The 25223-nt window shown below is 61.7% G+C and carries 23 protein-coding genes; 13 read left to right on the top strand and 10 right to left on the bottom strand.

Annotated elements, in window-relative coordinates:
• The first annotated feature begins 235 nt into the window (after positions 1–235).
• The gene (locus tag BUB78_RS10835) at positions 236–1726 is read left to right on the top strand and encodes an ABC transporter substrate-binding protein (protein ID WP_073198063.1); all 1491 of its coding nucleotides are present in this window, start codon (positions 236–238) and stop codon (positions 1724–1726) included.
• A 178-nt stretch (positions 1727–1904) separates the two neighbouring features.
• Here BUB78_RS10835 and BUB78_RS10830 read toward each other — a convergent pair whose 3' ends face one another.
• Positions 1905–2531 (bottom strand): helix-turn-helix transcriptional regulator, encoded by a 627-nt coding sequence (locus BUB78_RS10830; RefSeq protein ID WP_073198062.1) that lies wholly within the window; start codon positions 2529–2531, stop codon positions 1905–1907.
• Between the two features lie 244 nt (positions 2532–2775).
• Between BUB78_RS10830 and BUB78_RS10825 the strand changes: the two genes are divergently transcribed.
• Genes BUB78_RS10825 through sucD form a run of 4 tightly spaced genes read left to right on the top strand, consistent with a single transcriptional unit; the run spans position 2776 to position 7031 of the window.
• A complete protein-coding gene (locus tag BUB78_RS10825) occupies positions 2776–3984 on the top strand; it encodes an aminotransferase class V-fold PLP-dependent enzyme (RefSeq protein WP_073198037.1) in 1209 nt (402 codons plus the stop codon).
• Between the two features lie 21 nt (positions 3985–4005).
• On the top strand, positions 4006–4944 hold the full coding sequence (locus BUB78_RS10820) for an HpcH/HpaI aldolase/citrate lyase family protein (protein WP_073198035.1): 939 nt from the start codon (positions 4006–4008) through the stop codon (positions 4942–4944).
• A 15-nt stretch (positions 4945–4959) separates the two neighbouring features.
• Entirely contained in the window at positions 4960–6150 is a 1191-nt protein-coding gene (locus BUB78_RS10815) for a malate--CoA ligase subunit beta (protein WP_073198032.1), read from the top strand.
• Positions 6150–7031 carry a succinate--CoA ligase subunit alpha gene (gene sucD / locus BUB78_RS10810; protein ID WP_139279311.1) on the top strand — a complete coding sequence of 294 codons (882 nt, stop codon included), beginning with the start codon at positions 6150–6152 and terminating at the stop codon, positions 7029–7031. The genes BUB78_RS10815 and sucD overlap by 1 nt, the downstream gene beginning before the upstream one ends.
• Before the next feature lie 372 nt (positions 7032–7403).
• On the opposite strand, the gene ndk is transcribed toward sucD, so the two are convergent.
• Positions 7404–7826 carry a nucleoside-diphosphate kinase gene (ndk, locus tag BUB78_RS10805; protein WP_073198027.1) on the bottom strand — a complete coding sequence of 141 codons (423 nt, stop codon included), beginning with the start codon at positions 7824–7826 and terminating at the stop codon, positions 7404–7406.
• Positions 7827–7961: 135 nt separating this feature from the next.
• Here ndk and BUB78_RS10800 point away from each other — a divergent pair, with 135 nt between their 5' ends.
• From BUB78_RS10800 to BUB78_RS10790, 3 genes are read left to right on the top strand one after another with little or no spacing between them, the layout of a single operon-like run.
• Positions 7962–9818: an ABC-F family ATP-binding cassette domain-containing protein gene (locus tag BUB78_RS10800; protein WP_073198061.1), complete on the top strand. Its 1857-nt coding sequence runs from the start codon at positions 7962–7964 to the stop codon at positions 9816–9818.
• Positions 9819–9869: 51 nt separating this feature from the next.
• Positions 9870–10496, top strand: coding sequence for a MarC family protein (locus BUB78_RS10795; RefSeq protein ID WP_073198025.1), 627 nt, complete (start codon positions 9870–9872; stop codon positions 10494–10496).
• A 37-nt stretch (positions 10497–10533) separates the two neighbouring features.
• Positions 10534–11124 (top strand): retropepsin-like aspartic protease family protein, encoded by a 591-nt coding sequence (locus BUB78_RS10790; protein WP_073198060.1) that lies wholly within the window; start codon positions 10534–10536, stop codon positions 11122–11124.
• A 24-nt stretch (positions 11125–11148) separates the two neighbouring features.
• On the opposite strand, the gene rsmA is transcribed toward BUB78_RS10790, so the two are convergent.
• The 6 genes from rsmA to BUB78_RS10760 are packed head-to-tail and all read right to left on the bottom strand — an operon-like array spanning position 11149 to position 18610.
• A complete protein-coding gene (gene rsmA, locus BUB78_RS10785; RefSeq protein ID WP_073198022.1) occupies positions 11149–12003 on the bottom strand; it encodes a 16S rRNA (adenine(1518)-N(6)/adenine(1519)-N(6))-dimethyltransferase RsmA in 855 nt (284 codons plus the stop codon).
• On the bottom strand, positions 12000–12971 hold the full coding sequence (pdxA, locus tag BUB78_RS10780; protein ID WP_073198020.1) for a 4-hydroxythreonine-4-phosphate dehydrogenase PdxA: 972 nt from the start codon (positions 12969–12971) through the stop codon (positions 12000–12002). Before pdxA ends, rsmA begins: the two co-directional genes overlap by 4 nt.
• The gene (locus BUB78_RS10775; RefSeq protein ID WP_073198018.1) at positions 12968–14212 is read right to left on the bottom strand and encodes a peptidylprolyl isomerase; all 1245 of its coding nucleotides are present in this window, start codon (positions 14210–14212) and stop codon (positions 12968–12970) included. The genes pdxA and BUB78_RS10775 overlap by 4 nt, the downstream gene beginning before the upstream one ends.
• Positions 14213–14217: 5 nt before the next feature.
• Positions 14218–16404: an LPS-assembly protein LptD gene (locus BUB78_RS10770; RefSeq protein ID WP_073198016.1), complete on the bottom strand. Its 2187-nt coding sequence runs from the start codon at positions 16402–16404 to the stop codon at positions 14218–14220.
• Complete coding sequence (gene lptG / locus BUB78_RS10765; RefSeq protein ID WP_073198014.1) at positions 16401–17492, bottom strand: LPS export ABC transporter permease LptG; 1092 nt, start codon at positions 17490–17492, stop codon at positions 16401–16403. Before lptG ends, BUB78_RS10770 begins: the two co-directional genes overlap by 4 nt.
• Complete coding sequence (locus tag BUB78_RS10760; RefSeq protein WP_073198012.1) at positions 17489–18610, bottom strand: LptF/LptG family permease; 1122 nt, start codon at positions 18608–18610, stop codon at positions 17489–17491. The genes lptG and BUB78_RS10760 overlap by 4 nt, the downstream gene beginning before the upstream one ends.
• Before the next feature lie 148 nt (positions 18611–18758).
• Between BUB78_RS10760 and BUB78_RS10755 the strand changes: the two genes are divergently transcribed.
• The gene (locus tag BUB78_RS10755; protein WP_073198010.1) at positions 18759–20231 is read left to right on the top strand and encodes a leucyl aminopeptidase; all 1473 of its coding nucleotides are present in this window, start codon (positions 18759–18761) and stop codon (positions 20229–20231) included.
• Positions 20231–20689, top strand: coding sequence for a DNA polymerase III subunit chi (locus BUB78_RS10750; protein ID WP_073198008.1), 459 nt, complete (start codon positions 20231–20233; stop codon positions 20687–20689). Before BUB78_RS10755 ends, BUB78_RS10750 begins: the two co-directional genes overlap by 1 nt.
• Positions 20690–20751: 62 nt before the next feature.
• On the opposite strand, the gene BUB78_RS10745 is transcribed toward BUB78_RS10750, so the two are convergent.
• Both BUB78_RS10745 and BUB78_RS10740 read right to left on the bottom strand, forming a co-directional pair.
• A complete protein-coding gene (locus tag BUB78_RS10745) occupies positions 20752–21189 on the bottom strand; it encodes a DsrE family protein (protein ID WP_073198006.1) in 438 nt (145 codons plus the stop codon).
• A gap of 121 nt (positions 21190–21310) precedes the next feature.
• Positions 21311–22942, bottom strand: coding sequence for an acyl-CoA dehydrogenase family protein (locus BUB78_RS10740; RefSeq protein ID WP_073198004.1), 1632 nt, complete (start codon positions 22940–22942; stop codon positions 21311–21313).
• A gap of 128 nt (positions 22943–23070) precedes the next feature.
• Between BUB78_RS10740 and BUB78_RS10735 the strand changes: the two genes are divergently transcribed.
• From BUB78_RS10735 to pdhA, 3 genes are all read left to right on the top strand, one after another.
• Positions 23071–23367: an FtsB family cell division protein gene (locus BUB78_RS10735; protein WP_073198001.1), complete on the top strand. Its 297-nt coding sequence runs from the start codon at positions 23071–23073 to the stop codon at positions 23365–23367.
• Between the two features lie 131 nt (positions 23368–23498).
• Complete coding sequence (locus BUB78_RS10730) at positions 23499–24074, top strand: HD domain-containing protein (protein WP_084732832.1); 576 nt, start codon at positions 23499–23501, stop codon at positions 24072–24074.
• A gap of 127 nt (positions 24075–24201) precedes the next feature.
• Complete coding sequence (gene pdhA, locus BUB78_RS10725; RefSeq protein ID WP_073197997.1) at positions 24202–25212, top strand: pyruvate dehydrogenase (acetyl-transferring) E1 component subunit alpha; 1011 nt, start codon at positions 24202–24204, stop codon at positions 25210–25212.
• The last annotated feature ends 11 nt before the right edge of the window (positions 25213–25223 follow it).

Here is a 25223-nt window from a genome sequence, read left to right as displayed (position 1 = left end):
CAGCTGAGACATACAGAAGCGATGATGTTTCCGTCACCCGGGTGACCCGAATGGTCTGAGTGGTGCGCTTTTCCGAACCATTACTGATGCGTTCGCGGCGTGTCTGACATTTGCTGCGGGTCGCGATCCGGGGGCCATGCTTCACCTCAATCGTGATACCGCATACGCCTTTAAGGGTTTGATTTTCCGCGCCCTGTTTGTCACAAATGGTCAACCGATCCAGAGGGAGACGGAGATGCGGCCTCTTGTGCTTGCCACTTTGGCATCAGCCCTGCTCATGGCGGGTGGGTCTTTTGCCGGGGCTGACCCGACCGGCACCTTTCGTCATGCCCATAATGTAGGGTTTGGCGCGCATTCAAGCCTTGATCCGGCCTCCAAAGGGCGGGTGCTTCAGATCATCGAGAAAATCCAGAGCCGCCTTGTGCGCCCCGGACGCGGCGGCAAGCCCGCCTCCGATCTTGCGATGCGGTGGGAGCCGGACGAGACCGGCACCATATGGACCTTTCATTTGCGCGACAACGTGCGCTTTCACGACGGCAGCGCGTTGGATGCGGACGATGTGGTCTATTCCCTCAAGCGCGTGATCGACCCCGATCAGGGCAGCCCGGCGCGCGCCGCCGTCAAGATGATCGAAACCGTCGAGGCGCTTGATCGGCTGACCGTGCGGATGACGCTGGCCTCGACCTTTGCCGATCTGCCGCTGCAACTGATGGATCCGCGCCTGCGCATCATTCCCGATGGCTCGGGCGAGAGCGTCGCGCAGAGCGGCATTGGCACCGGCCCGTTCCGGGTTGAAAAGTTCGACCCCGACGGCATCACCATCCTGACCGCCAACGAGGAGTATTGGGAAGGCCCCCCCGCCCTTGCGCGGATCGAGGTGATCGGCGTGCCCGATGCACAGGCCCGACTTCAGGCATTCCTGAGCGGACAGCTTGACATGGAGCGCGGGATCGTGCCGATTTTGCGCCGTGCGCTTGATAGATCCCTGCGCTATCAATTGCTTGAAATCCCGACCGGCAACTGGATGGGGCTCATCTTTCGCACCGATGTGCCGCCGTTTGACGATCCCCGCGTGCGCCTTGCGATGCGGCTAAGCGTGGATCGCAACGAGATGCTCAAGCTCGCACTTGATGGCGGTGGGGTGGTGTCTTGTGACACGCCGGTGGCCCCGAATGACCAGTACCGCGCCGATATGACCTGTCCGCGCGATGTTGAACGCGCCCGCGCCCTTTTGGCCGAGGCCGGTTATCCCGATGGGGTCGATATTGAGGTCAATGTCTCGTCGCTGGATCAATCCTGGCCGCTGATGGGCGTCACCTTTCAGGATCAGGCCGCCGATGCCGGTATTCGCGTCAAACTGGTGAATGCGGCCGCCGATGGCTATTGGTCGAACGTCTGGATGAAAAAGGATGCCTTCACCACAAGCTGGGGCGAACGCCCCGCCGATCAGGCGCTGAACGAGGCATTTCATTCAACCGCCAAGTGGAACGAAAGCCACTACCACAACGCCGAATTTGACGCACTTTTGGCCAAGGCCCGCGCCGAGCTTGATTTTACCAAGCGCCGCGCGCTCTACGTGGCGGCGCAAGAAAAGCTGCGCGAAACCTCGGGCTCGCTGATCCCGTTTCACGTGACCCAGCTTGTGGTGCTCTCGAACCGCGTGACCCATTTCGATCCGGTGCCAAATGACGCCCTGCGGTGGCACCTTGTGAGCGTCGCGGATTAGGCCACGCGCCCAGAGCATGTCGCATTCACGCAAAATTCACGCAACATGCTCTGACTTATTGATGTCGCATGTTCGAGAAGCTCAAAACCGGTCCCCACTTTTGAGCAACATGCTCTGACTTATTGATGTCGCATGTTCGAGAAGCTCAAAACCGGTCCCCACTTTTGAGCAGCATGCTCTAATATGTCCCCGCCACATATTTCGCAATCGCCCCGCCGCGCGAATTGACGTCAAGCTTTTGATAGATCGCCTTGAGGTAGTATTTGATGGTGTTCTCCGACAGGCCAAGCCGGGCGGAAATCTGAAAATTTGTCAGACCATCCACCAGAAGCCCGAGAATCTCATGCTCTCGCCGGGTCAGCGCATCCGTCTGCTCGCCGCTCAGCCGTTTGAGAACCTCGATCGGCAGGATGCTATGCCCTTCGATCAGGTGGCCAAGGATTCGCGGCAGGCTGGTCAGGATCTGATTCATCATGCAAATCCCATGCGCCCCCGCCTTGATCGCACTTCGGATAAAGGCGAACTCGCTTTCCTCGGCCACCACCACGACCATCGCGCGCGCATAATCACGCCGAAGCATATCAAGAGCGCGCGCAAGATCGGCGTCGGCAAGCCGCACCCCAAGCACCACGATCACCGGACCGGGGCGCTCTGACAGGGCCTTGCGCAGGCTGGCCATATCGGTGGCAAAGGGCCCAAGCCGCACCTCGGGAATCTGCGCCACGAGCGAGCCAAGCCCCTGACAGACAATCAATTGTCGGTCGGCGACGATCACGTCAGGCGGGGTTTTATCGGTCTCTGTCATGGGCTCATTATTCACAATCCGGCGTCTGTCAAACTTGAGAATTACGACACAAAGACACCGGAACCCGATGAAATCAAACAAAAATTCGGCATGCAACCGCATGCCGGAGCGGCCACGCGCGGGTAGTACGCCCTACCCGGAAGGGGCCAAATCCCCCCGCGCAGTCACGCATTTCCATGCGCGCGGGGATTACCAGGTGGCACCTGCCGCGGCGATACTGGGTGAAATCAGAGGAGGACACACCATGAACGGCAACCCGCATCTTTTCATCCCCGGCCCCACCAATGTACCCGACGTCATCCGACGCGCCATGAACATCCCGATGGAGGATATGCGTGCGCCCGATTTCGCGGATTTCGTGATCCCGCTGCTGGCCGATCTCAAGAAGGTGTTCCGCCAGAAATCCGGGCGCGTCTTTGTCTATCCGACCTCGGGCACCGGTGCCTGGGAGGCGGCGATCACCAACACGCTGAACACCGGCGACCGAGTGCTTATGTCGCGCTTTGGCCAGTTCTCGATGCTCTGGGTCGATATGGCCGAGCGTCTCGGGCTTGAGGTGGACCTCTGCGAGGTTGACTGGGGCAAGGGCGTGCCGCTTGAGGACTATGCCGCGCGGCTTGCCGCCGACAAGGATCACAAGATCAAGGCGGTCTTTGCCACCCAGAATGAAACTGCCACCGGCGTCACCTCGGATATCGCGGGCATTCGTGCGGCGCTTGACGCCACGGGCCACCCTGCCCTGTTGTTCGTCGACGGCGTAAGCTCGATCGCCTCGGTCGAGTTCGAAATGGAAAAATGGGGCGTCGATCTTGCGGTGGCCGGATCGCAAAAGGGCTTCATGCTTCCGGCCGGTCTTGGCATTCTGGCGGTCAGTGACAAGGCGCTTGCCGCCCATGAAAACGCCCGCATGGCGCGCTGTTACTTCAGCTTTTCAGACATGATCAAACTCAACGATACCGGCTATTTCCCCTATACCCCAGCGACGCAGCTTTTGCGCGGGCTTCGGCTGTCGGTCGACATGCTGCTTGAGGCGGGCATGGAAAGCGTCTGGGAGCGTCATAACCGCCTTGCCGCCGGTGTACGCCGCGCGGTGGACCAATGGCAGGGCTGTCGCCTTGTCGCCCATGGGCCAGAGTGGCACTCTGATACCGTATCGGCGATCTACACGCCCGAGGGCGTGGATGCGCGCCACGTGATCGAGACCGCCTATCACAAATACCAGACCTCGCTTGGCTCGGGCCTTGCGCAATTGGCGGGTCGGGCGTTTCGGATCGGGCATCTTGGCTCGCTCAACCCGGTGATGCTCTGCGGGGCGCTGTCGGCGGCGGAAATGGCGCTTGTCGATGCCGGGGTCGCAATCGAACCCGGCGCCGGGGTTGCCGCCGCACAGGAGCATTTCCGCGCCACCACCCCGCCGGTTCAGAAATCCGTCACCAAGGCCCGTGCAGCATAAGCGCCGAAAGGATCAAATCCCATGAGCTACACCCTGCATCCGCTGAAAAAGCAACGGCTCCAGCGTTCAGAGCTGGCCGTGCCCGGATCGAACCCGACTATGATCGAAAAAGCCGCCGAGTCGGATGTCGATTACATCTTTCTCGACCTCGAAGATGCGGTCGCGCCGCCCGACAAGATTCAGGCGCGCTCGAACATCATTCAGGCGCTCAACGATATCGACTGGAAGGCCAAGGGCAAGACCATGTCGATCCGTATCAACGGCCTTGATACGCATTACATGTACCGCGACGTGGTCGAGATCGTCGAACAGGCCGGGCAGCACCTTGATACGATCCTTGTGCCCAAGGTCGGCGTGCCCGGCGATCTCTACGCAGTCGAAACCATGGTCAGCCAGATCGAGACGGCCATGGGCTTTTCCCATCAGATCGGGCTTGAGGCGCTGATCGAGACCGCGCTTGGCATGGCCAATGTCGAGGCGATTGCCGCCACGCCCGGCCGCCTTGAGGCGCTGCATTTTGGCGTCGCCGATTACGCCGCCTCGAACCGGGCGCGCACCGTGGTGATTGGCGGGCTCAACCCCGATTATCCCGGCGATCAGTGGCATTTTGCCCTGAGCCGGATGACCGTAGCCTGTCGTGCCTTTGGCCTGCGCGCGATTGACGGGCCGTTTGGCGATTTCAACGATCCCGATGGTTATATCCTGTCGGCGCGGCGCGCCGCCGCCCTTGGGATCGAGGGCAAATGGGCGATCCATCCCAGCCAGATCGCCCTTGCCAACGAGGTGTTTTCGCCCCCCGAGGCCGAGGTGACCCGCGCGCATCGCATCATCGAAGAGCTCAAAAAAGCCGAGGCCGAGGGCCGCGGCGCCGCAAGCCTTGACGGCAAGATGATCGACGCCGCCAGCGAACGCATGGCCCGCAACGTGCTTACGGTGGCCGATGCCATCGCCGCACAGTGATAGGGAGGACGGAACATGGACATTCACGAATATCAGGCCAAGGACCTTCTCAAGCGGTTCGGCGTCAACGTGCCACGCGGCGGCATCGCCTATAGCCCCGAACAGGCAGTGTACCGCGCCAGCGAGCTTTCGGGTGACAAATGGGTGGTCAAGGCCCAGATCCATTCCGGCGCGCGCGGCAAGGCAGGCGGCGTTCGGATCTGCGCCGATGAATCCGAGATCAGCGAGGCCGCGCAATGGATGCTTGGCCGGATGCTTGTCACCCATCAGACCGGCCCGCAGGGCAAACTTGTGAGCCGCCTTTACATCGAAGAAGCCACCAAGATCGCTCAGGAAATCTATCTTGGCTTTGTTCTGGACCGCAAAGAGGAACGCGTCGTCGTCGTCGCCTCGGCGCAGGGCGGCATGGAGATCGAGGATATCTCGGCCAACGAACCCGATTCGATCATCCGCTCGGTGGTTGATCCGGCCGTCGGCATGCAGGCCTTTCAGGCCCGCGAGATCGCATTCTCGCTCGGGCTTGACCCGGCGCTTATCCCGCAGGCGGTCAAGACGATCACCGGCTGTTACCGCGCCATGGCCGAACTTGACGCCAATATGGTCGAGATCAACCCGCTCGTGGTGACCCAGAGCGGTGAGATCATGGCGCTTGATGCCAAGATGTCTTTTGACGACAACGCGCTTTACCGCCGCCCGGAAATCTCTGAACTGCGCGACAAGAGCCAGGAAGACAGCCGCGAAACCTTCGCCGAGGATCGCGGGCTGGCCTATATCGGGCTTGATGGTGAAATCGGCTGTATCGTCAACGGCGCCGGGCTTGCGATGGCGACGCTCGACATGATCAAGATGGCCGGTGGCGAGCCTGCCAACTTTCTTGACGTGGGCGGCGGGGCCTCGCCCGAGCGGGTACTGATGTCGTTCAAGGCGGTGCTGAATGATCGCAATGTCGAGGCGATCCTGGTCAATATCTTTGCCGGTATCAACCGCTGCGACTGGGTCGCCGAGGGGGTTGTGCGCGCCTATAAAGAGCTTGATCTAAGCATGCCTCTGGTGGTGCGCCTGTCGGGCACCAATGTCGATCAGGGCCGCAGGATCATCAAGGAAAGCGGTCTTCCGATCATCACCGCAGAGACCCTCGTTGATGCCGCAAATCTGGTGGTAAATGCCTGGAAAGACACGAAACCCGCCCAAAAAGGGGCAGCATGATGGCCATTCTCATTGATAAATCGACCCGCGTCCTTGTGACCGGCCTGACCGGGCGCATCGGCAGCTTTCACACTCAGGACATGATCGCCCATGGCACCAACGTGGTGGGCGGCGTGACCCCGGGCAAGGGCGGAACCAAGCATAACGGTCTTCCGGTATTCAACACCGTCAAGGGTGCCGTCGCCGAGACCGGCGCCGATCTTGTGATCTGTTTCGTGCCGCCCCCCTTTGCCGCCGATTCGATCATGGAGGCCGCCGATGCGGGGATCAAAACCTGTGTCTGCATCGCCGATGGCATCCCCGCGCAGGACATGATTCAGGTCAAGCGCTATATGCGCCGCTACAAAGCCGAAAAGCGGATGCGCCTGATCGGGCCCAATTGCGCCGGGATCATCACCCCCGGTGAGGCCTTTGCCGGGCTGATGCCGCCCTCGATCTACCTGCCGGGGCGGATCGGGATTGTCGGGCGCTCGGGCACGCTTGGCTATGAGGCCGCCAGCCAGATGAAAGAGCGCGGCATCGGCGTGTCGACCTCGGTCGGGATTGGCGGCGATCCGATCAACGGATCAAGCTTTCGCGATGTGCTTGAGCTGTTTGAAAACGATCCCGACACCGACGCCGTGGTCATGGTCGGCGAAATCGGCGGCCCGCAAGAGGCCGAAGCCGCCGCCTATATCCGCGATCACATGAACAAGCCGGTCGCCGCCTATGTTGCCGGTCTTTCGGCGCCCAAGGGGCGGCGCATGGGGCATGCAGGCGCGATCGTGTCGGCCTTTGGCGAATCAGCCCAGGAAAAGGTCGAGATCCTGTCAGAGGCCGGGGTGACCATCGTGCCGACACCCTCTTCCTTTGGCGGGGTGGTCGAAAAAATGGTCGCCTGAAAGGCGCGATCGTCCCTGCGCGCCCGCCCCCGGTTGCGCGCAGGGAACGGGGCCGCCGCAATTCTGCCACATTTGCGCCGCACCAGCGCTGCGAAATCGTGGCCTTCTAAAGGGTATAAAATGCGCAGGCCCGGCGCACCCGGACCGTGCCAATAAAACCAGAGCAAGCCCAGGAGCAGACCCATGGCACAGGCAAAACCGCCCAAATCAGAGGCGAAACCCCAAGCAGAAAAACCCCGCGATCCGGAGTTGACGCATAAATATCCGAAACCGGTTTTTGACGATTTCGCCAGCATATGAGCAACGTTTAAAATGAAAAAACCGCACCCTATGAATAGGATGCGGTTTGAACTTAAAGTCTTGCGTCAGGTCTTAGCCGACCAGTTCGAGACCCGAGAAGAAATACGCGATCTCCTGAGCGGCGGTATCGGCGGCGTCAGAGCCGTGGACCGAGTTTTCGCCAACCGACTCGGCAAAATCGGCGCGTACGGTGCCGGGGGCCGCATCGGCGGGGTTTGTTGCGCCCATGACTTCGCGGTTTTTGGCGATTGCGCCTTCGCCTTCCAGAACCTGAACCACAACCGGGCCAGACGCCATGAAATCGCACAGTTCGCCATAGAACGGGCGCTCTTTGTGGACTTCGTAGAAAACACCGGCCTGTGCCGGGGTCAGCTGGATGCGCTTTTGTGCGATGATGCGCAGGCCTGCATCTTCGAACTTGGCATTGATCTTGCCGGTCAGGTTGCGTTTGGTTGCGTCGGGTTTGATGATGCTCAGCGTGCGTTCAACAGCCATTTCAGCCTCTTTTCAGTTAAAATCATCGATCAGGCCCCTTGCCCGACCGCTTTTGATCGCGGCCCCAATACCACCCGGACAGCCTCTTGAAAAGCCGCGATTGACGCGGGCGCGCGCATGCGGCATGCGGGGGCCATGTTGCGCATAAATGATATCTCCTATTCCGTCGCTGGCCGAACGCTGATTGATCACGCCTCGGTCACCATTCCTGATGGCCATAAGGTGGGCATTGTCGGCCGAAACGGCACCGGCAAGACCACCCTCTTCCGCCTGATCCGGGGCGAGCTTGCGCTTGAGGGCGGCGAGATCAGCCTGCCGTCGCGCGCCCGCATTGGCGGGGTCGCTCAGGAGGTGCCGGGAAACGAGGTCTCACTGATCGACACGGTTCTGGCGGCCGATACGGAACGTGCTGAATTGCTTGCAGAATCCGAGACCGCAACCGCCGCTGGCCGGATTTCGGACATTCAGACCCGGCTTGCCGATATTGACGCCTGGTCGGCCGAAGGGCGCGCCTCGAACATCCTCAAGGGGCTCGGATTTACCGATGCCGAGCAACGCATGCCCTGCTCTGCCTTTTCGGGCGGCTGGCGGATGCGGGTGGCGCTTGCCGGGGTGCTGTTTGCCCAGCCTGATCTGTTGCTGCTCGATGAGCCGACCAACTATCTTGACCTTGAGGGCGCGCTCTGGCTTGAAAGCTATCTGGCGCGTTATCCCCATACGGTGTTGATCGTAAGCCATGATCGCGAGCTTTTGAACCGCGCAGTTGGCTCAATCCTGCATCTCGAAGACAAAAAGCTGACGCTCTATCAGGGCGGTTACGAGACCTTTGCCGAGACCCGGTCGGCCCGTCTTGCGGCGGCCGAATCCGAGGCGCGCAAACAGGATGCCCGCCGCGCCCATCTGCAAAGCTTTGTCGATCGCTTTCGCGCCAAGGCCAGCAAGGCCGTGCAGGCGCAATCGCGCCTCAAGATGATTGCCAAGCTCAAGCCGATCACCACCCCGCAAGAGGCCGCGCTCAAGCGGTTCACCTTCCCCGAACCCGAGGAACTTTCGCCGCCCATTATCCGGGTTGAAAACGGCGTTGTCGGCTATGACGGCAAGCCGGTCCTGTCGCGCCTTGACTTGCGCATTGATCAGGATGACCGGATCGCCCTTCTGGGTCGCAACGGCGAAGGAAAATCCACTCTTTCCAAGCTCTTGTCAGACAGACTTCAACTGATGCAGGGGCGGATCACCAAGGCCTCGAAACTGCGCGTCGGCTTTTTCGCCCAACATCAGGTCGACGAGCTTCACATTGATGAAACCCCGATTGACCATATCCGCCGTCTGCGCCCGACCGAGACCCCGGCACGGCTGCGCGCGCGCCTTGGCGGGTTCGGCATTGGCGCCGAACAGGCCGAAACCCTTGTCGGGCGCCTCTCGGGCGGGCAAAAGGCGCGGCTGTCGCTGATGCTGGCAACGATTGATGCGCCGCATATGCTTATCCTCGACGAGCCGACCAACCACCTTGATATCGAATCCCGCGAAGCCCTCGTCGAGGCGCTGACCACCTATACCGGCGCGGTCATTCTGGTGAGCCACGACATGCACCTGCTGAGCCTCGTGGCGGACCGGCTCTGGCTTGTGAAAGACGGCAATGTCGCGCCTTACGAGGGCGATCTTGAAAGCTATCGCGCCATGCTCTTGAGCAGTGACAAGCCCGCCAAAGCCGCCAGGACGGCGGAATCTGCCAAGCCGGCCAAGGTGAAAAAGCCCTCGCGCGACGCCATTCTCGCGTTAAAGAAAGACGCGAAGAATTGCGAACAACGCATTGAAAAGCTTTCAGAAATGAAAACCCGCGTTGCCGCCAAGCTGGCCGATCCGACGATCTATGACGACATTCACGGCCTCAAGGAGTGGCAAAAGAAATTTGCCGAGATCGAACGGGCCCTGACCCTCGCCGAGACCCTCTGGATGGAAGCGTTGGAACGCCTTGAAACAGCCGAGAGTTAAGCCGACAAACCGCAGGGTGCGCCCCGCGTCAAATCACGTTAAGGTCGCCCGATGGATACCGCTTTTCTGATCACCGCCTTTGTCACGCTTTTCGTGATCATCGACCCGATTGGCATGACGCCGCTCTTCGTGGCGCTGACCCAAGGCATGAGCCCGCAAAAACGCCGCGCAATTGCGGTGCGGGCCTGTGTCACGTCGGCGCTGTTGCTGGTGATGTTTGCCGCCCTTGGCGAGGCCGTGCTTGGGTTTATCGGCATTTCCATGCCCGCCTTTCGGATCGCGGGCGGTATTCTGCTGTTTCTCACCGCGCTTGAAATGCTGTTTGAAAAACGCACCAAGCGGCGCGCGGATCAGGCCGAAGAGGCGGAAGAAGACGATAGCGACGACCCCTCGATCTTTCCCATCGCCATCCCGCTGATTGCCGGGCCCGGCTCGATCGCCACGGTGATTCTTCTGGCCGGGCAAAAACCGGGGTTCGAGGGGCTGGCATGGGTGATCGGGGTCATGCTCTCGGTGATCCTTCTGGTGTTTTTGATGTTCCTGATGTCCGGCATTTTGGAGCGCGCGCTTGGCCGGGTTGGCACGAATGTGGTGACCAGGCTTTTGGGGATGCTTCTGGCGGCGCTTGCGGTGCAATTCGTGCTGGATGGCTTGCGCGGCTTTGGACTGGCGGGTTGATCTTTCAAATCCGCGGGCCCCACCCTATATCAGCCTGATGGAAAACTTCGGTGACACCTTCGATTACGCACGGCTGACCTACCTCGTGATCCTCGCGGCGGCGGTGCTGTTCTGGTTCGTGGCCCAGAACCGCGCGTCGCTTGGCAAGCTGGTGCAGCAGGCGCTGATCTGGGGGCTGATTTTTCTCGGCGCGATTGCCGTTGTCGGGCTTTGGGATGACATCCGCCAGACGGTGCGCCCGATGCAGACCACCATCGAGGATGGCCGCATTGAACTGCCCCGCGCGCCTGACGGGCATTATTACCTGACCGCGGATATCAACGGCGAGCCGGTGCGCTTTGTGGTCGATACCGGTGCGTCGCAGGTGGTGCTAAGCCACGCCGACGCCGAAAAAGTCGGGATTGATACGAGCAAACTGGCCTATCTGGGGCGCGCCTATACCGCCAATGGCATGGTGCGCACCGCGCCGGTGCGCCTTGGCACGGTCGCGGTCGGTGGCGTGCGACACGAGGATGTGCGCGCCGTGGTCAACGAGGGCGATATGGATCAATCGCTTTTGGGGATGAGCTATCTCCAGCTCTACTCAAGCATCGAGATCACCGGCGGTACGCTGGTTCTGACGCGTTAGACTCTGTCGCATGTTCGAAACGCTCTAACCCGCCTCAGAGCCGCCGGGCATGTGCCGCGCAAGGGCGCAGAATTGTTCAAGACTGACGGTTTCGGCGCGGTCGGTGGGTTTGATCCCCGCCGCGATAAGGCGATCCTCAAGGTCGGGCGCACTGCCCTTGAGGGCGGCGCGCAGCATCTTGCGGCGTTGATTGAACGCGCGCGCCACGACCCATTCAAGGATCTTGGGATCGGCCGGAAAGCGCGGCTCTGGCAGGGCCTCGAAATGCACCACCGCGCTTGAGACTTTCGGCGGCGGGGTAAAGGCCTCGGGCGGCAGGCCAAGCACGATGCGCGGGCTCGCGCGCCATTGCGACAAAAGGGCAAGGCGGCCATAGGCCTTGCTGCCCGGCGTGGCGGTGATCCGCTCCGCCACCTCGCGCTGAAACATCAGGGTCAGGCTCTGCCAGAACGGCGGCCAGTCTTTCGGCGTCAGCCAGCGAATCAAAAGCTCTGTACCGACATTATAGGGCAGATTGGCCACCACCCGGATCGGCGGCGTCAGGTATTGCAGCGGGTCAAGATCGAGCGCGTCGGCATTGATCACCTGCAACCGCCCCGGCATCGCGTCGGATATTTCCTGCAAGGCGGGCATACAGCGCGCATCTTTTTCAATCGCCAGCACCCGGCGCGCGCCCTCCGCCAAAAGCCCTCGGGTCAGACCACCGGGGCCGGGGCCGATTTCAAGCACATCGCATTCGGTAAGGTCACCCGCCAGCCGCGCAATCCGCGCGGTCAGGTTGAGATCGAGGATAAAGTTCTGCCCCAGCGATTTGCGCGCTGCAAGGCCATGCGTGGCAATCACCTCTGACAGAGGCGGAAGGCTGTCAATCCTGCTCATCTGCGGCGCGCGGCCCCCATGCTATGGGCCATTTTAAGGGCCTCGATCAACGAGGTGGGGTTGGCGATCCCCTGCCCTGCGATATCAAGCGCGGTGCCATGATCGGGCGAAGTGCGCACGAACGGCAGGCCAAGCGTGACATTGACGCCGCGATCAAAATCCAGCGTCTTGATCGGGATCAGCGCCTGATCGTGATACATCGCAATCGCCGCGTCATAGCCCGCACGCGCGGCGGCGTGAAACATCGTATCCGCCGACATCGGCCCGCGCAGATCGAAGCCTTGGGCGCGCAGGCGCTCAAGCACCGGGGTGATCACCGTGATCTCTTCACGCCCCATCTTGCCGCCCTCGCCCGCATGCGGGTTGAGCCCGGCAATCGCCAGACGCGGGCGCGCGACGCCAAAGTCGCTGATAAGCGCGGCATGGGTGATGCGGATCGTCTCCTCTAACAGTGCAGGCGTCAGGGCGCCGGGCACTTCCGAGAGAGGGATATGAATGGTGGTCGGCACCACCCGGAGCACATCCGAGGCGAGCATCATCACGACCTTCGCGTCTCCCGCCAAAGCCGCGAGATATTCGGTATGGCCCGGATAGGCAAAGCCCGCCCCATCCTGAAGCGCCTGTTTGTGGATCGGCGCCGTGCAAAGCGCCAGCGCCTGCCCCGATTGCACCAGATGAACCCCGCGCGCGATCACCTCGATCACGCCCTTGGCGTGGGCCGGGTTGGGCGTGCCGGGGGTCAGGGCGCCGTCAAAGTGATGGCGCAGCACCGGAAGGCCCCTCTCCGCCACGGCGCAAGCCTCGGACGGATCGGAGATCTCGACGACCGGCATGCCTTGAGGCGGATGGCCAGGATCGCCAATCAGGAAGAACGGAAAATCCCCGCCAAGCAAACCCCAGGCCTTGGCCGCGATTTCGGGGCCGACACCTGCCGGCTCGCCACAGCTCAGGGCGACGGCAAGGCTCATTTTTCGCTGATCCGGGCCTCGGCGCGGAGCTGCTCCAGATAGCTGTTCGCGAAGGATTCAAGCCGACGGCTGCGGATGAAGTTGCTGAGGTCATCGACCGAGGGCTGTTCCCCGTCAAGTTTCGGCGAGCGCCCGCAGAGCATCAGGAACACCAGCGTCTGGCCATTGGCCCGCGTCAGATTGGTCGAGACTTCGCCGGGATCAAGCTGCGCCAGTTGCACGGCGATATCAGCGGGGATTTCATCGGGCGCGCGGCTGCCGCGTTCAAGAACCTCGGGCGGCTGGCCCTGGGCCACGCCGTAAAGATCGTCGCAGACATCAACTTCGGCGCGCACGCGGGCGGCCTGGGCCAGGGCCTGTTCGCTGCGCCCACCGGGAATGTAAAAGGCGGCGTATTCAATGGCCGAATACTCCGGCGTGGCGACAGATGTTTCCTCGATATCGCGCAGCAGGAACAGCGCGACCGCCCCCTCAATCGGCAAAGGATCAGACACATCACCGGGCGCAAGACCAAGGATCACCTGCCGAAGCCCCTGCGGCAGGGCGGAAAGCTCGACCCAGTCCATGCGCCCGCCGCGCCCGGCACTGGCAGAGGCAGAATGACGGCGCGCCTGAGCGGCAAAGGCCGCCTCGCCCTCCGACTGGGCGATGCTCCCGGCAAGCGCCTGCACGCTTTCGGCCTCTGCCGGGTTGGGCACCGGCAGGATGATCTCTGACAACAGCACCCGCACGCTCGACCCGCCAGTCAGCGCCAGCGTGGCGCGCTCGATGTCGTCTTCGCTCACCGACACGCGATTTGCAAATCGGGCGCGCGTCAATTCACGCCAGGTGACCCCGGCGCGCACAAAGGCCCGGAACGAGGATTCAGACACCCCGGCGCCTTCAAGCGCGCGGACAAATTGCTCAGCCTCCATATTGGCACGACTGGCGAACTCGGCCATGCCGCCATTGATCGTCTCATCATCAATAACCACGCCATTGGCGCGCGCCGCATCAAGCTTTATGCTTTCCTCAATCAGCTGCTCGCGCGCCAGTTTTGCCGGATCGCCCGGCGCCCGAAACAGTGTCATCATGCGGGCGCGCTGTTGCAGCTCATAGCGCGTGATCGCCTGATCGTTGACATGGATCATCGGCTCGAACAGGTTTTGCGCCTGTGCGGGCGCCATCCCAAGCCCCCCGGTCACAACAAGAAGAGCGGGTATGGCCAGGGCGGTGAGGGTTCGGCGGAATTTCGATATCATACTGCTTATTTCCTGCATTTCCGAGTAAAGCTTTTATCGCGCGTCGCGGCCGAAAAGCCCCGTAGCCCCACGGTAAAGCTGAAGTTGGTTTCGGGTTCAAGGATAGTCGATGAGGTAAAGCGGCGCGAGGCCGAAAGCGTCACATCCACGCATTCGTTGGAATAGGTCATGCCAACGCCGGCACGCACGCTGCGGTCAGCGGCCACGTCATAGCGCCAGTCGGCGCTGCCGGTCCAATGGCGGGCAAAGCGATAGCTGCCGTCAAAGGCCCATTCCGACACCGAGCCATTGCGGTTTTCATCCGGATCATTGGCCAGCCATGTGTAGGTGGCAGCGACCTTGGTCCTGTCGTTGCGCCAGCTTGCACGCGCCTCGGCCTTGGGGCTGTCAAAGAGGTTTTCAAGCAGGCTGCGTCCGGTCACCGTCAGCCCGTTGCGATTCTGAAACTGTGCCGCGACCAACACATCAGAGGTGCGGTCACGCAGGCCCGAGGACTTGGTAAAGGATGGCGTAATCCCATCTGCCTCAAATAACCGCTGGTCGCGCAGCACCTGCCCCAGGGCAAGCGACCCCTGCCAGCCGGTCGGGTCGATCCTGGTCCAGGTGGCGCCATAAGCCGCGCTATAGCCGCGCTCGCGCCGGTCAGGTGCTGTAAAGCGCGACACATTGAAAAGATTGCCCTCGTCGAATTCGACGGCGGTGCTTTCCTCCAGCGGAACATTGGGGTTTGAGCCCCCTGACCACGCCATCTGCACCACCGGTTCAACCACATGGGTGACACCGTGCCGGTTGGATTTTATCAGCGGCCAACGCAATTGCACCGCGCCCCTCGGGGTCAGCTCGGTCGCGTCCGACACGCTGGTCGTCCCTGCCTGAGCGATTTGAAAATGATCCACCACCACGCCGGTCTGGACCGATGCAAGCACGCCCGCAGGCAGAGTCCAGTTGCGTTGCCAATCCAGGGCCGAGGTCAGACGCGTTACGTCACGCCCATCGGAAAACCGGTCAAAATCGGGCCCGTCAGTGGTCAGATCGGACGAGCGATAAGAGCTTTGCGCCTCGGCCGAAAACCGCAGTTCCCCGCCCAGACGGCGCGGAAAGAAACGCCGCTCATAGTCGCCATTGCCGACAATTGACGGCAGGGTCGCGCGGGGTTCATTGACCCGCAGCGACTGAAAATGAGTGAACGCGCCGCGGATATATTCGTCGCGTCGTGCGCGCTCGATCGAGATCTCGCTCTCAAGCCGGTCCTTGTCGGAAAAATCGTGATCCAGAAGGAACGTGTCGTCGCTCACGACCTCAATCCCAAATCGCAGCACAAAATCGCGGTTCAGATCAAACCGGCCCCCCCCAAAAAGATAACCCCGGCTGGAGGGTGAATTGAAATCGTCATCCGCCACCGCGCCGTTGAACTCGATCGTGCCCCGCCGGAACGCCTGACGATAGCGCAGCTCAAGACGGCGCGACTTCGTCGACCAGAACGGAGCAAGCGTCAGATCGCGGTGATCGCCAAGCACGATAAAATAGGGCACCCTGACGCCGATGCCCAAAACCGAGGAATTTTCAACAGAGGGCGTCAGAAATCCCGTAGCGCGCTCGACCGTAGGGTCGGGCAAACGCAGGCGTGGCAGGTAGAACACCGGAACATCCAGCACCCGGAACTGGGCGTTGTGGAAATAAAGCTGGCGTTCATCGGCATCATGCACCACCCGCTCTGCGCGGATTTGCCAGAGCGGCGGGCGCCCGGTTTCGCAGACCCGGCAAGAGGTCACAGCAGCTTTGTAAAGCTGTGTCATACGGCCATCGACACGGCGCATTTCAGTCGCCGCCAGCTGTAGCTGATCCTCCATGACGATTCGCGCCCCGAACAAAAGACCGCTCTGCATGTCGCGGTCCAGCTCGGCACTATCGCCAAGAATGACCGTATTGCCCCCCTCGGTAAGGGTCAGTGGCCCGGTGATCAGCAATCGGTCGGACGCGCGGTCATAGATGATCTTGCGCGCCGTCAGGCGGCGGCCCTGATACAGCGCCTCGACATTGCCGGTTGCAATCAGTTGATCATCGGCCGTCACACGCACATCGTCCGCGACCAGAACGGCGGGCTGAGGCGCAGCCTCTTGCGCCGAAACCGCCGTCATGATCAGCGCCGCGATCAGAGCGACTGAGCTGAAAAGTCGAGCAAACAGGGTCATCCGTCCTCCAGATGCAACAAAATACCGATCGCCAGCAAAAGCGCGGCCACAGGCGGTGCCCAGGCCGCCAGAAGAATCGGGATCTGGCCGTTCTCACCAAGGATCAGGGCAAAATTGCGAACATAGTGCAGCCCAAAGCCCAAGAGTACCGCCGTCAACACCGACAGGCCGGTATTACGGCCACGCGCATGGCCCATTGTAAAGGCCGCAGAACTAAGCACCAGCGCCACAAGGAAGACCGGGCTGGCCAATTGGGTCTGAAACCAGATCGCATAGCGGCGCGCCGAAAATCCGGCCTGTTCAAGCTGGGTGATAAACCTGGGCAGGTCCCAGATCGGGATATAGATCGGTTTGCCAAAGCTGTCGACAATCCGGTCGCGGGTCAGCTCCGAGGGAATCGAAAGGCTGGCAAGCCGCTTCGCCGTGGCTTCGGAGTTGACGCCTTTCGAGAGGTCCCAGATTTTGACGTCGCTCAACTCCCACGCCCCGTCTCCGAGTCGTGCGGCCGCGGCACTTATGCGGCGCAGAGGCTGGCCACCGGGGGCGAAATCGACAAAATTCGGTTCAAAGAGAACAGCCAGATCAGAGCTGGCGCGGGCGGCAAAAATCACCGTCTGGCCGCCGTCTCCGCCCTGGCGCAGCCACAGTCCCTCACTGGCGATGGCCAATATAGCAGAGCCGCGCCCATCCAAGGTATTGACCAGATCGTGATAGCGCTTTGCAGTGGCCGCCACGATCGGATTGCCCATCGCCAGCCCGACAAGGCCGATGCCAAGCGCCACCACGGCCGGGGCCACCAGCCCGCGGATTGCCGAACGCCCCGAGGCCCGCAGCACCACCAACTCTGAACTGCGCGACAATCGCAGGAAAAGCGCCGCCGAGGCCAGGACCATCACCAGCGGCAAAATCTCGTAATTCGCTTCGGGCATCTTGAGCGCGACCACTCCAAGCACCCTGGCGAACGGCAGGTGCGGATAATCGTTCAGCTCATCCACCAGATCAATCAGCGCCAGCACGACGGCCAGCACGGCCGCCACCCCCAGAACGCTCCAGAAAAAGCGGCGCGCGAGATAGTAGTGCAGGATCATGCCGCCACCTCGGCACGCGCCCAGCGCGCGAAAAACCGCCAGAACAGGCCCGGTCGCGAGGCGACGAAGATCAGCAAAAGCGACGCCAAAGCGCCCAGAAGGGTCGGCATATAAAGGATCGGCCAGAGGGCACCATTGGCAAGAACCGGCCCCACGACCATGCCCTCGACAACCTTGACAAGCACCAACAGAGCAAAGGCCAGCAGGATCTGACGCCAAACGCCAAATCTGCTGTAGCCCCCGACAAGCAGCGCCGCAAAGCCCATCATTGCGCCAATCAGCCCAAGCAGCGCGCGGGTAAAACGGCCATGCACTTCGGACATGACGATGCCATAGGTGCTTTTTGTACGCTCCGCCACCGCATGCGGGTGCGTCAGCAACTCTGGCGTCATGATATAGGAAACCCGGTTAAGGTTGATCGCGGAACGACTTATCAACGCACTGACATCATAAGAGAAATCATCGAAATGCGTGGTGAACAGGCGATTGCCCGGCTGGCGCAGGATTTGCGCAAGCCCATCCACCATCACAAGCTTGATACCGCCGCTTTCCACCACAAGATAGGCATGGGCCGAGGTATAGGTGACCGGAGTTTCCGGGCTGCGGCGATCCGACAGGAACACATCCTTGAGTTCGCCCTGCGGCGTGACGTCGCGAACATAAAGCGTGACACCCGGCGCAGGGTGCAGAAACTCGCCCTCACTCAATAGTTTCGCGGAGATATTGCGCGATACCTCATGCTGGCGCAGGCGCAGTTGGGTCAGGCTTGTCGGAATAAGAAAATGCGACAGCAAGGACATCATCACCGTGATGATCAACCCGAATATGATCGCGGGGCGCAACAGGCGCAGCGGCGAATATCCCGTGGCCTGCACCACTGTAAGCTCGCTTTCGGTGCTCATGCGGTTGACCACATAGACCACCGCCGCAAAAGCCGCGATCGGCAAGACAACACCGATCACCCCCGGCAGTGTCAATGCCGTGAATTCCAGAAAGACCCAGGCAGACTGGCCATCCGCGATCAGCCGGTCAAACATCCGCACCGCCTTGTTGATCCAGACAATGGATACCAGGACAAGCGCAAAGAAACCGAACAAAACCATGAATTGCGACAGCATGTATCTGTCGAATCTGGTCAAATTACCCCCCACGTACAGCTGACTTGTCCGGCAACTTATCGGAATTGAGTCCGAGGGAAAACTGCTAACTGGTCATCGCGGCAAAGGCACGCTAGGTCTTGGGGAACCGACATAAAGGAGCCTGTTGATGACTACGCCCGTTTCCGTTGCCTTTGAAGAGACCGATCTTGATGCCATTGCCACGGCAGAGGGCCGCGTCGCGGTCTTTGTCACCCCCGATGGCAAGCTTGACCCCGCCGCGCGGCGCGTCAACCGGCTGACCAAAGGCGTGCTGGCGCGGATGGTCGAAAAAGGCGCTTTCGAGAAGAAAAAACCCGGCGATGTGATCAGCCTTGGCTGGCCTGCGGGGCTTGCGGCCGAGGCGCTTGACGTGGTCTGCCTGCCGCGCAACGCCAGCATCACCGAGACCCGCCGCGCCGGTGCGGCGCTTGGCCGGGCCAAGGGCGACAAGGCGGTTCTGGTGCTCGGCGGCTCGCTGCGCCGCCCTGGCGAGCTTGTGCTTGGACTGGTGCTTCGGGCCTATGAATTCGTCACCCACAAGACCGCCGAGGCCAAGCTGGCCGGCGGTGTCACGCTGATGGTGGGCAAACCCGACGAGGTCAAAGCGGAGGCGGCCACCGTTCAGGCCCTCGCCGAGGGCGTGTTCTTTACCCGAGATCTGGTGTCTGATCCGGCCAACCACCTGACCACCACCGAGTTTGCCAAGCGGATCGAGGCGCTCAAGGATCTGGGCCTCAAGATCAGCGTTCTGGACGAGGCCGAGATGGAAAAGCTGGGCATGGGCTCCCTGCTCTGCGTCGGCCACGGCAGTGCGACGCCGTCGAAAATTGCCGTGATGGAATGGCTGGGCGGACCCAAGGGCGAGGCGCCGCTGGCGCTTGTCGGCAAGGGCGTGGTGTTTGACACCGGCGGCATCAGCCTCAAGCCCGCCGCCGGCATGGAAGACATGACCATGGATATGGGCGGCGCCGCAGTGGTCGCGGGCACGATGCGCACGCTGGCCCTGCGCAAGGCGAAGGCCAATGTGGTCGGTCTTGTCGGCCTGGTGGAAAACATGCCCTCGGATCGCGCCACCCGCCCCGGCGATGTGGTGACCTCGATGAAGGGCGACACCATCGAAGTGATCAACACCGATGCCGAGGGGCGCCTGGTGCTGGCCGATGTGATCTGGTACGCGCAGGAACATTACAAACCGCGCGGCGTGATCGACCTTGCCACCCTGACCGGCGCGATCATCGTCGGGCTTGGCAATGAAAACGCCGGCGTGTTTTCCAACGATGACGATCTGTGCAAGGCCTTCCTCAAGGCGGCCGAGGCCGAGGGCGAAGGTGCCTGGCGGATGCCGATGGGGCAGGCCTATGACGACAAGCTCAAAAGTCAGATCGCCGATGTGAAGAACGTCGGCGGGCGCGAGGCCGGCTCGATCACGGCGGCGCAGTTCATCAAGCGCTTCGTCAAGGATGACATGCCGTGGATTCACCTCGATATCGCCGGGGTGGCCAGCGTGAAGGCCGAAACCGCCTATGCGCCCCGCGGCGCGACCGGCTGGGGCGTGATATCGCTCAACCGGATGATCGCGGACATGCTTGAGCAAGAGTGATGGGGGCGGCCTATTTCTATCACCTGACACGCACGCCGCTAGAGGTGACCTTGCCCATGCTTTTGGGCAAGGCACAGGGCGCGGGCTGGCGTGTCATGGTGCGCGGGCGCGACCGGGCACGGATGGAATGGCTTGACGAAAAGCTCTGGCTTGGGCCCGAGGACGGGTTTTTGCCGCACGGTCTTGAAGGGGCGGAGCATGAGGCAGATCAGCCGATCCTGCTTGGCACCGCGCCCGAGCGGCCCAATGGGGCGGTCTGCGTGATGAGCATTGACGGCGCCGAAGTGCCCCCCGAAGAGGTACAGGCGCTGGAGCGGGTCTGTATCCTTTTTGACGGCAATGACGACGCCGCGCTTAGCGTGGCGCGCGCCCAGTGGAAGGCGCTCACCGGCGCGGGCTGTTCGGCGCAATACTGGTCCGAAGGCTCGGGCCGCTGGGAGAAAAAGGCCGAGGCCTGAGCGCGCGCTCATCGGCCCTGACAGGCCGCCTCGCTCTCTCTGCCCCCAGCCTCTTTCTGGCGTTAAAAGGACATGATCCGCGTCTTGTCGGCCAGCAAACGCGCGGCCACCGCCGGCGGTTTGGCCGCGCTCACACCATCAAGCAAGGCTGATGCCTCAATCCCCTTGTTGGGCAAGTAAATTGCACAGACTTCGACCACGCCGCCCTTGGCCATGATGGTCTGCATCAGGCCCTGCGGGCTCATGCCCTTTGGTTTTTGCGGTGCGGTGGCGGCGGCAGGGGCCTCCTTGAGTGCCAGATCGCCCGCCGGGCCGCAAAGCAGCATATAGGCCTCGGCCCCCTGCTGCATCGACTGCATGGTCAGCACCATTCCCATCAACTGGGTCTGGGCGTCGGGGCTGGTGAGGATGGTCACCAGTTTGGGCGCCTCTTCGGCGACAGCGGGGCTTGTGGTCAGGGCGGCAAGGCCAAGCGTGGCGGCAGCAAGCGTTTTTCGCATCGGATATATCCTTTCGGGTGCAGGTAAAGATGAACCTTGAATGACGGTTTACCGCCCCACCCTAAGATACACGCCCGACGAAAGGCGTTGATCCAAATCAAACACATCTAATTTTGTGAATTTATCTTTCGCCATTGCCAAGACGCGCCAGAACCGCCGCGCAATCCAACCCGCCCATCGCCCCGGCCACGCGACCGCGCGCGCCCGACAGGCGCGCGGCGATATAGGCACCCGAGATCTCGTTGGGCGCGTTACGGATCAAAACCGAGGCAGTCAGCAGCGTCGCAAGGCTTTCGCAGTACCACCGCGCCTGCGCCACGTCGGGCAGTTTTGGAAATTTCTGCATATGCGCCTTGAGGGCCGCATCAAAGGCGCGGTCATGCCCCGTCGCCGCACCAAGTTCCGCGATCAGGCTTTCGCCCGCAAGCGGTTCACGGCGCAGGGTGCGCAGGATATCAAGGCAAATGACATTGCCCGACCCTTCCCAGATCGAATTCAGCGGCGCCTCGCGGTAAAGCCGCGGCATGCCGGTATCCTCGACATAGCCCATGCCACCCAGGCATTCCATCGCCTCGGAAATCACGCCGGGGCAGAGCTTGTTGTTGATGAATTTGGCCAAACCCACCGCAAGGCGCGCAAATGCGCGGTCCTGCGGCGTGGTGCCGTCAAAGGCCCGCGCCACATGAAGCCCAAGCGCAAGCGATCCTTCCCAGTCGAGGCAAAGATCGGCCAGCACCTGCCGCATCAGCGGCTGATCAATCAGCATCGCCTCGGACACAGAGCGTTGCTGCACCCAGTGGCGCGCCTGATCCAGCGCCGCCCGCATCAGGCCCGCAGGGGCCAGAGCGGTATCAAGCCGGGTGTGATGGACCATTTCGATGATCGTCGCGATACCTGCGCCCTCATCGCCCAAGCGGTGGGCATAGGCGCCGTGATATTCGATTTCCGCCGAGGCATTGGCGCGATTGCCCATCTTGTCCTTGAGCCGTTGCAGATGGATCGCGTTGCGCCCCCCTTCAAGCCAGCGCGGCACCAGGAAACAGGTCAACCCGCCGGGCGCCTGCGCCAGCGTAAGAAACCCGTCCGACATTGGCGCCGAACAGAACCATTTGTGCCCCTCAAGCCGATAAAGATCGCCCTCGGGCGTGGCGGTGGTGCTTGTGTGGCGCAGATCAGAGCCGCCCTGCTTTTCGGTCATCGCCATGCCAAGCGTCGCCCCGGCCTTGCGTGCCAAGGGCCTTGGCATCCCGTCATAGGCGCGCGCCACCAGTTTGGGCACCCAAGTCGCAAACAGCGCCTTGTCGGCCTTGAGGGCCGGCACGGCGGCATAGGTCATGGTCATCGGACAGCACACGCCCGCCTCGACCTGAGAGGTGAGATAGACCATCGCGGCGTGGCTCGCATGACCGCCCTGCCCGCCCTCATAGGCGATCGCGGCATAGCCCGCGCCGATGCCGACCTGCATCAGCTGATGATAGGCCGGGTGAAAGCGCACCTCGTCAAGGCGGCGACCACCGGTGTCAAACAGCACCAGCTCGGGCGCATGGCGGTTGGCCTCTTCGCCGAGGCGGCGCATCTCGGCGGTGCCGATCCGCGCGCCGTAAGAGGCCAGATGCCCCACGTCCGCCCCCGCCGCCGCCGCATGGGTCTGAAGCGCCGGATCGCTGGCCCATAGGTCAAGGTCACCGCGCAGGGCGGGCTGATTGAGCGCGTCATGCCATTGGGGGGCAACAGGGGGCGGTGTGTCTTGCATCAAACTCTCCTTTAGGGCGTACCGTAAAGCGCCAGCAAATCCTGTGAAAGGGGATTCACAAACTGCGCGCGCTGTGGCATGGTGCCCAGACCGCCCGTCAGAGGCGGATAATGAGGCAGACCACGCGTATGAACACCCGCAACAGGCCCTGGGGCATGCTTATCTTTTTCACGGTGGCGTTCTTTTTGGGCGCGTATTTCACCTTTGCCGCCGTGCAGGGGGATTACGGCCTGTTCCGCCGCGCTGAAATCGACGCGCAAAGCACGCTGTTGCAGGCCCAGCTTGATCAGTTGAACACGCAAGTGGCGCGGATGGAAAACCTGACGCACCGGCTGTCGGATACCTATCTTGACCTTGATCTTCTGGATCAACAGGCGCGCGATGTGCTCGGCCTGTTGCGCAGCGACGAAATCGTCATCCGCTGACCTCGCACAAAGAGAATCCGCTTGTCGGATCGTCCAGCGGCGGCCTACCCTTGCCGTATTCCCCCCTTTTGGGACTGATCAGCAAAGGATCATGAGCGATGAGCGAGCGCCAGACAGTCAACTTTACCCAGATGAAGGATGGCACCAAGGAGGATTACGAGCTTCTTGAACGCCTCGAAAAACCCTATCTTTCGCTGACCGCCGACCGGGTGCTGGACGAGCTGCGCCGTCAGGGCGAGGTCTCGCTTGAAGGCTATCGGATCACCCGGCTTGATCACGGGCTTCAATCGGCAAGCCGCGCGTTGCGCGAGGGGGCCGATATCGACTGGGTCGTGGGCACGCTTTTGCATGACATCGGCGACGGGCTTGCGCCGCAGAACCACGACAGGTTCTCGGCCGAGGTGATCCGCCCGTTCGTGCGGTGGGATGTGGCCTGGGTGGTGGAACATCACGGCATTTTCCAGATGCTCTATTACGGCCACCACTATGGCTGGGATCGCAACGCGCGCGATCAGTTCAAGGATCATCCCTGCTTTGAAAGCTGCGCGGCGTTCTGCGAGCGGTGGGATCAGGCCTCGTTTGATCCCGATTACGTGGCCGAGCCGCTTGCGACCTTCGAGCCGATGGTGCGCGAGGTCTTCGCACGCAAGGCCTATGACCCGGCGGTGATCCGCGAGGGCGAGGTGACGGGCCTGCCGCCGCTCTAGCACTCCGACAGCGGCGGCTCATCCGCCCTTAACCCATGGGAAAAATTCACACTCGCAACCGGCACGCGATTGGTGTATTTGATAGTTTAACGCTAAACTATATTTGCAAACAAGGAGTCGCCCACCCATGGCTGCCCGAAAAAGCACAAAGAAACCAAACGTTTCTGCCGACGAACTCAAAACATTTTATCGCGACATGCTGCTGATCCGCCGATTCGAGGAAAAGGCCGGCCAGCTTTATGGCATGGGCCTGATCGGTGGGTTCTGCCATCTTTATATCGGCCAGGAAGCGGTTGTTGTCGGTCTTGAGGCCGCCGCCGAAGAGGGTGACAAACGCATCACAACCTACCGCGATCACGGCCATATGCTGGCCTGTGGCATGGACCCCAAAGGCGTGATGGCCGAGCTGACGGGCCGCGAGGGTGGTTACAGCCGCGGCAAGGGCGGCTCGATGCATATGTTCAGCAAGGAAAAGCATTTCTACGGCGGGCATGGCATCGTCGGCGCGAACGTACCGCTTGGCGCCGGTCTGGCCTTTGCCGACAAGTACAATGAAAACGGTCGCGTGACATTCACCTATTTCGGCGATGGCGCCGCCAACCAGGGCCAGGTCTATGAAACCTTCAACATGGCCGCGCTTTGGGATTTGCCGGTGATTTTCGTCATCGAGAATAACCAGTATGCCATGGGCACCTCGCAGAAACGCTCGACCTCGAGCCCGGATATCTACACCCGCGGCGAGGCCTTTGGCATTCCCGGCGAGGCGGTCGATGGCATGGATGTTCTGGCCGTCAAAGAGGCCGGCGACAAGGCAGTGGCGCACTGCCGCTCTGGCAAGGGGCCGTATATCCTGGAGATCAAGACCTACCGCTATCGCGGCCACTCGATGTCGGACCCGGCCAAGTATCGCACCCGCGAAGAGGTGCAGAAGATGCGCGACGAGAAGGACGCGATCGAGCATGTGCGCGATCTGTTGCTCTCGGGCAGCCACGTCACCGAAGACGACCTCAAGGCGATCGACAAGGAGATCAAAGAGATCGTCAACGCCAGTGCCGAATTTGCCAAGGAAAGCCCGGTGCCCGGCCCCGAGGAACTTTGGACCGATATTTACGCCGATGTGGCGCCGCAGAACGCCTGAGAAGGGGAGAC

It is taken from the genome of Roseovarius marisflavi (assembly GCF_900142625.1).
GTDB lineage: Bacteria > Pseudomonadota > Alphaproteobacteria > Rhodobacterales > Rhodobacteraceae > Roseovarius > Roseovarius marisflavi.
This window is presented reverse-complemented; position numbering and strand designations above follow the sequence as displayed.

Coding starts and splice junctions, on each gene's coding strand:
- BUB78_RS10750 (WP_073198008.1), top strand. CDS start 20,231: ATGGGGGCGGCCTATTTCTATCACCTGACACGCACGCCGCTAGAGGTG.
- sucD (WP_139279311.1), top strand. CDS start 6,150: ATGGCCATTCTCATTGATAAATCGACCCGCGTCCTTGTGACCGGCCTG.
- BUB78_RS10745 (WP_073198006.1), bottom strand. CDS start 21,189: ATGCGAAAAACGCTTGCTGCCGCCACGCTTGGCCTTGCCGCCCTGACC.
- BUB78_RS10820 (WP_073198035.1), top strand. CDS start 4,006: ATGAGCTACACCCTGCATCCGCTGAAAAAGCAACGGCTCCAGCGTTCA.
- BUB78_RS10755 (WP_073198010.1), top strand. CDS start 18,759: ATGACTACGCCCGTTTCCGTTGCCTTTGAAGAGACCGATCTTGATGCC.
- BUB78_RS10830 (WP_073198062.1), bottom strand. CDS start 2,531: ATGACAGAGACCGATAAAACCCCGCCTGACGTGATCGTCGCCGACCGA.
- BUB78_RS10770 (WP_073198016.1), bottom strand. CDS start 16,404: ATGACCCTGTTTGCTCGACTTTTCAGCTCAGTCGCTCTGATCGCGGCG.
- BUB78_RS10740 (WP_073198004.1), bottom strand. CDS start 22,942: ATGCAAGACACACCGCCCCCTGTTGCCCCCCAATGGCATGACGCGCTC.
- pdxA (WP_073198020.1), bottom strand. CDS start 12,971: ATGAGCCTTGCCGTCGCCCTGAGCTGTGGCGAGCCGGCAGGTGTCGGC.
- ndk (WP_073198027.1), bottom strand. CDS start 7,826: ATGGCTGTTGAACGCACGCTGAGCATCATCAAACCCGACGCAACCAAA.
- BUB78_RS10735 (WP_073198001.1), top strand. CDS start 23,071: ATGAACACCCGCAACAGGCCCTGGGGCATGCTTATCTTTTTCACGGTG.
- BUB78_RS10795 (WP_073198025.1), top strand. CDS start 9,870: ATGGATACCGCTTTTCTGATCACCGCCTTTGTCACGCTTTTCGTGATC.
- BUB78_RS10790 (WP_073198060.1), top strand. CDS start 10,534: ATGGAAAACTTCGGTGACACCTTCGATTACGCACGGCTGACCTACCTC.
- BUB78_RS10815 (WP_073198032.1), top strand. CDS start 4,960: ATGGACATTCACGAATATCAGGCCAAGGACCTTCTCAAGCGGTTCGGC.
- lptG (WP_073198014.1), bottom strand. CDS start 17,492: ATGATCCTGCACTACTATCTCGCGCGCCGCTTTTTCTGGAGCGTTCTG.
- BUB78_RS10775 (WP_073198018.1), bottom strand. CDS start 14,212: ATGATATCGAAATTCCGCCGAACCCTCACCGCCCTGGCCATACCCGCT.
- rsmA (WP_073198022.1), bottom strand. CDS start 12,003: ATGAGCAGGATTGACAGCCTTCCGCCTCTGTCAGAGGTGATTGCCACG.
- BUB78_RS10835 (WP_073198063.1), top strand. CDS start 236: ATGCGGCCTCTTGTGCTTGCCACTTTGGCATCAGCCCTGCTCATGGCG.
- BUB78_RS10760 (WP_073198012.1), bottom strand. CDS start 18,610: ATGCTGTCGCAATTCATGGTTTTGTTCGGTTTCTTTGCGCTTGTCCTG.
- BUB78_RS10800 (WP_073198061.1), top strand. CDS start 7,962: ATGTTGCGCATAAATGATATCTCCTATTCCGTCGCTGGCCGAACGCTG.
- BUB78_RS10730 (WP_084732832.1), top strand. CDS start 23,499: ATGAAGGATGGCACCAAGGAGGATTACGAGCTTCTTGAACGCCTCGAA.
- BUB78_RS10825 (WP_073198037.1), top strand. CDS start 2,776: ATGAACGGCAACCCGCATCTTTTCATCCCCGGCCCCACCAATGTACCC.
- pdhA (WP_073197997.1), top strand. CDS start 24,202: ATGGCTGCCCGAAAAAGCACAAAGAAACCAAACGTTTCTGCCGACGAA.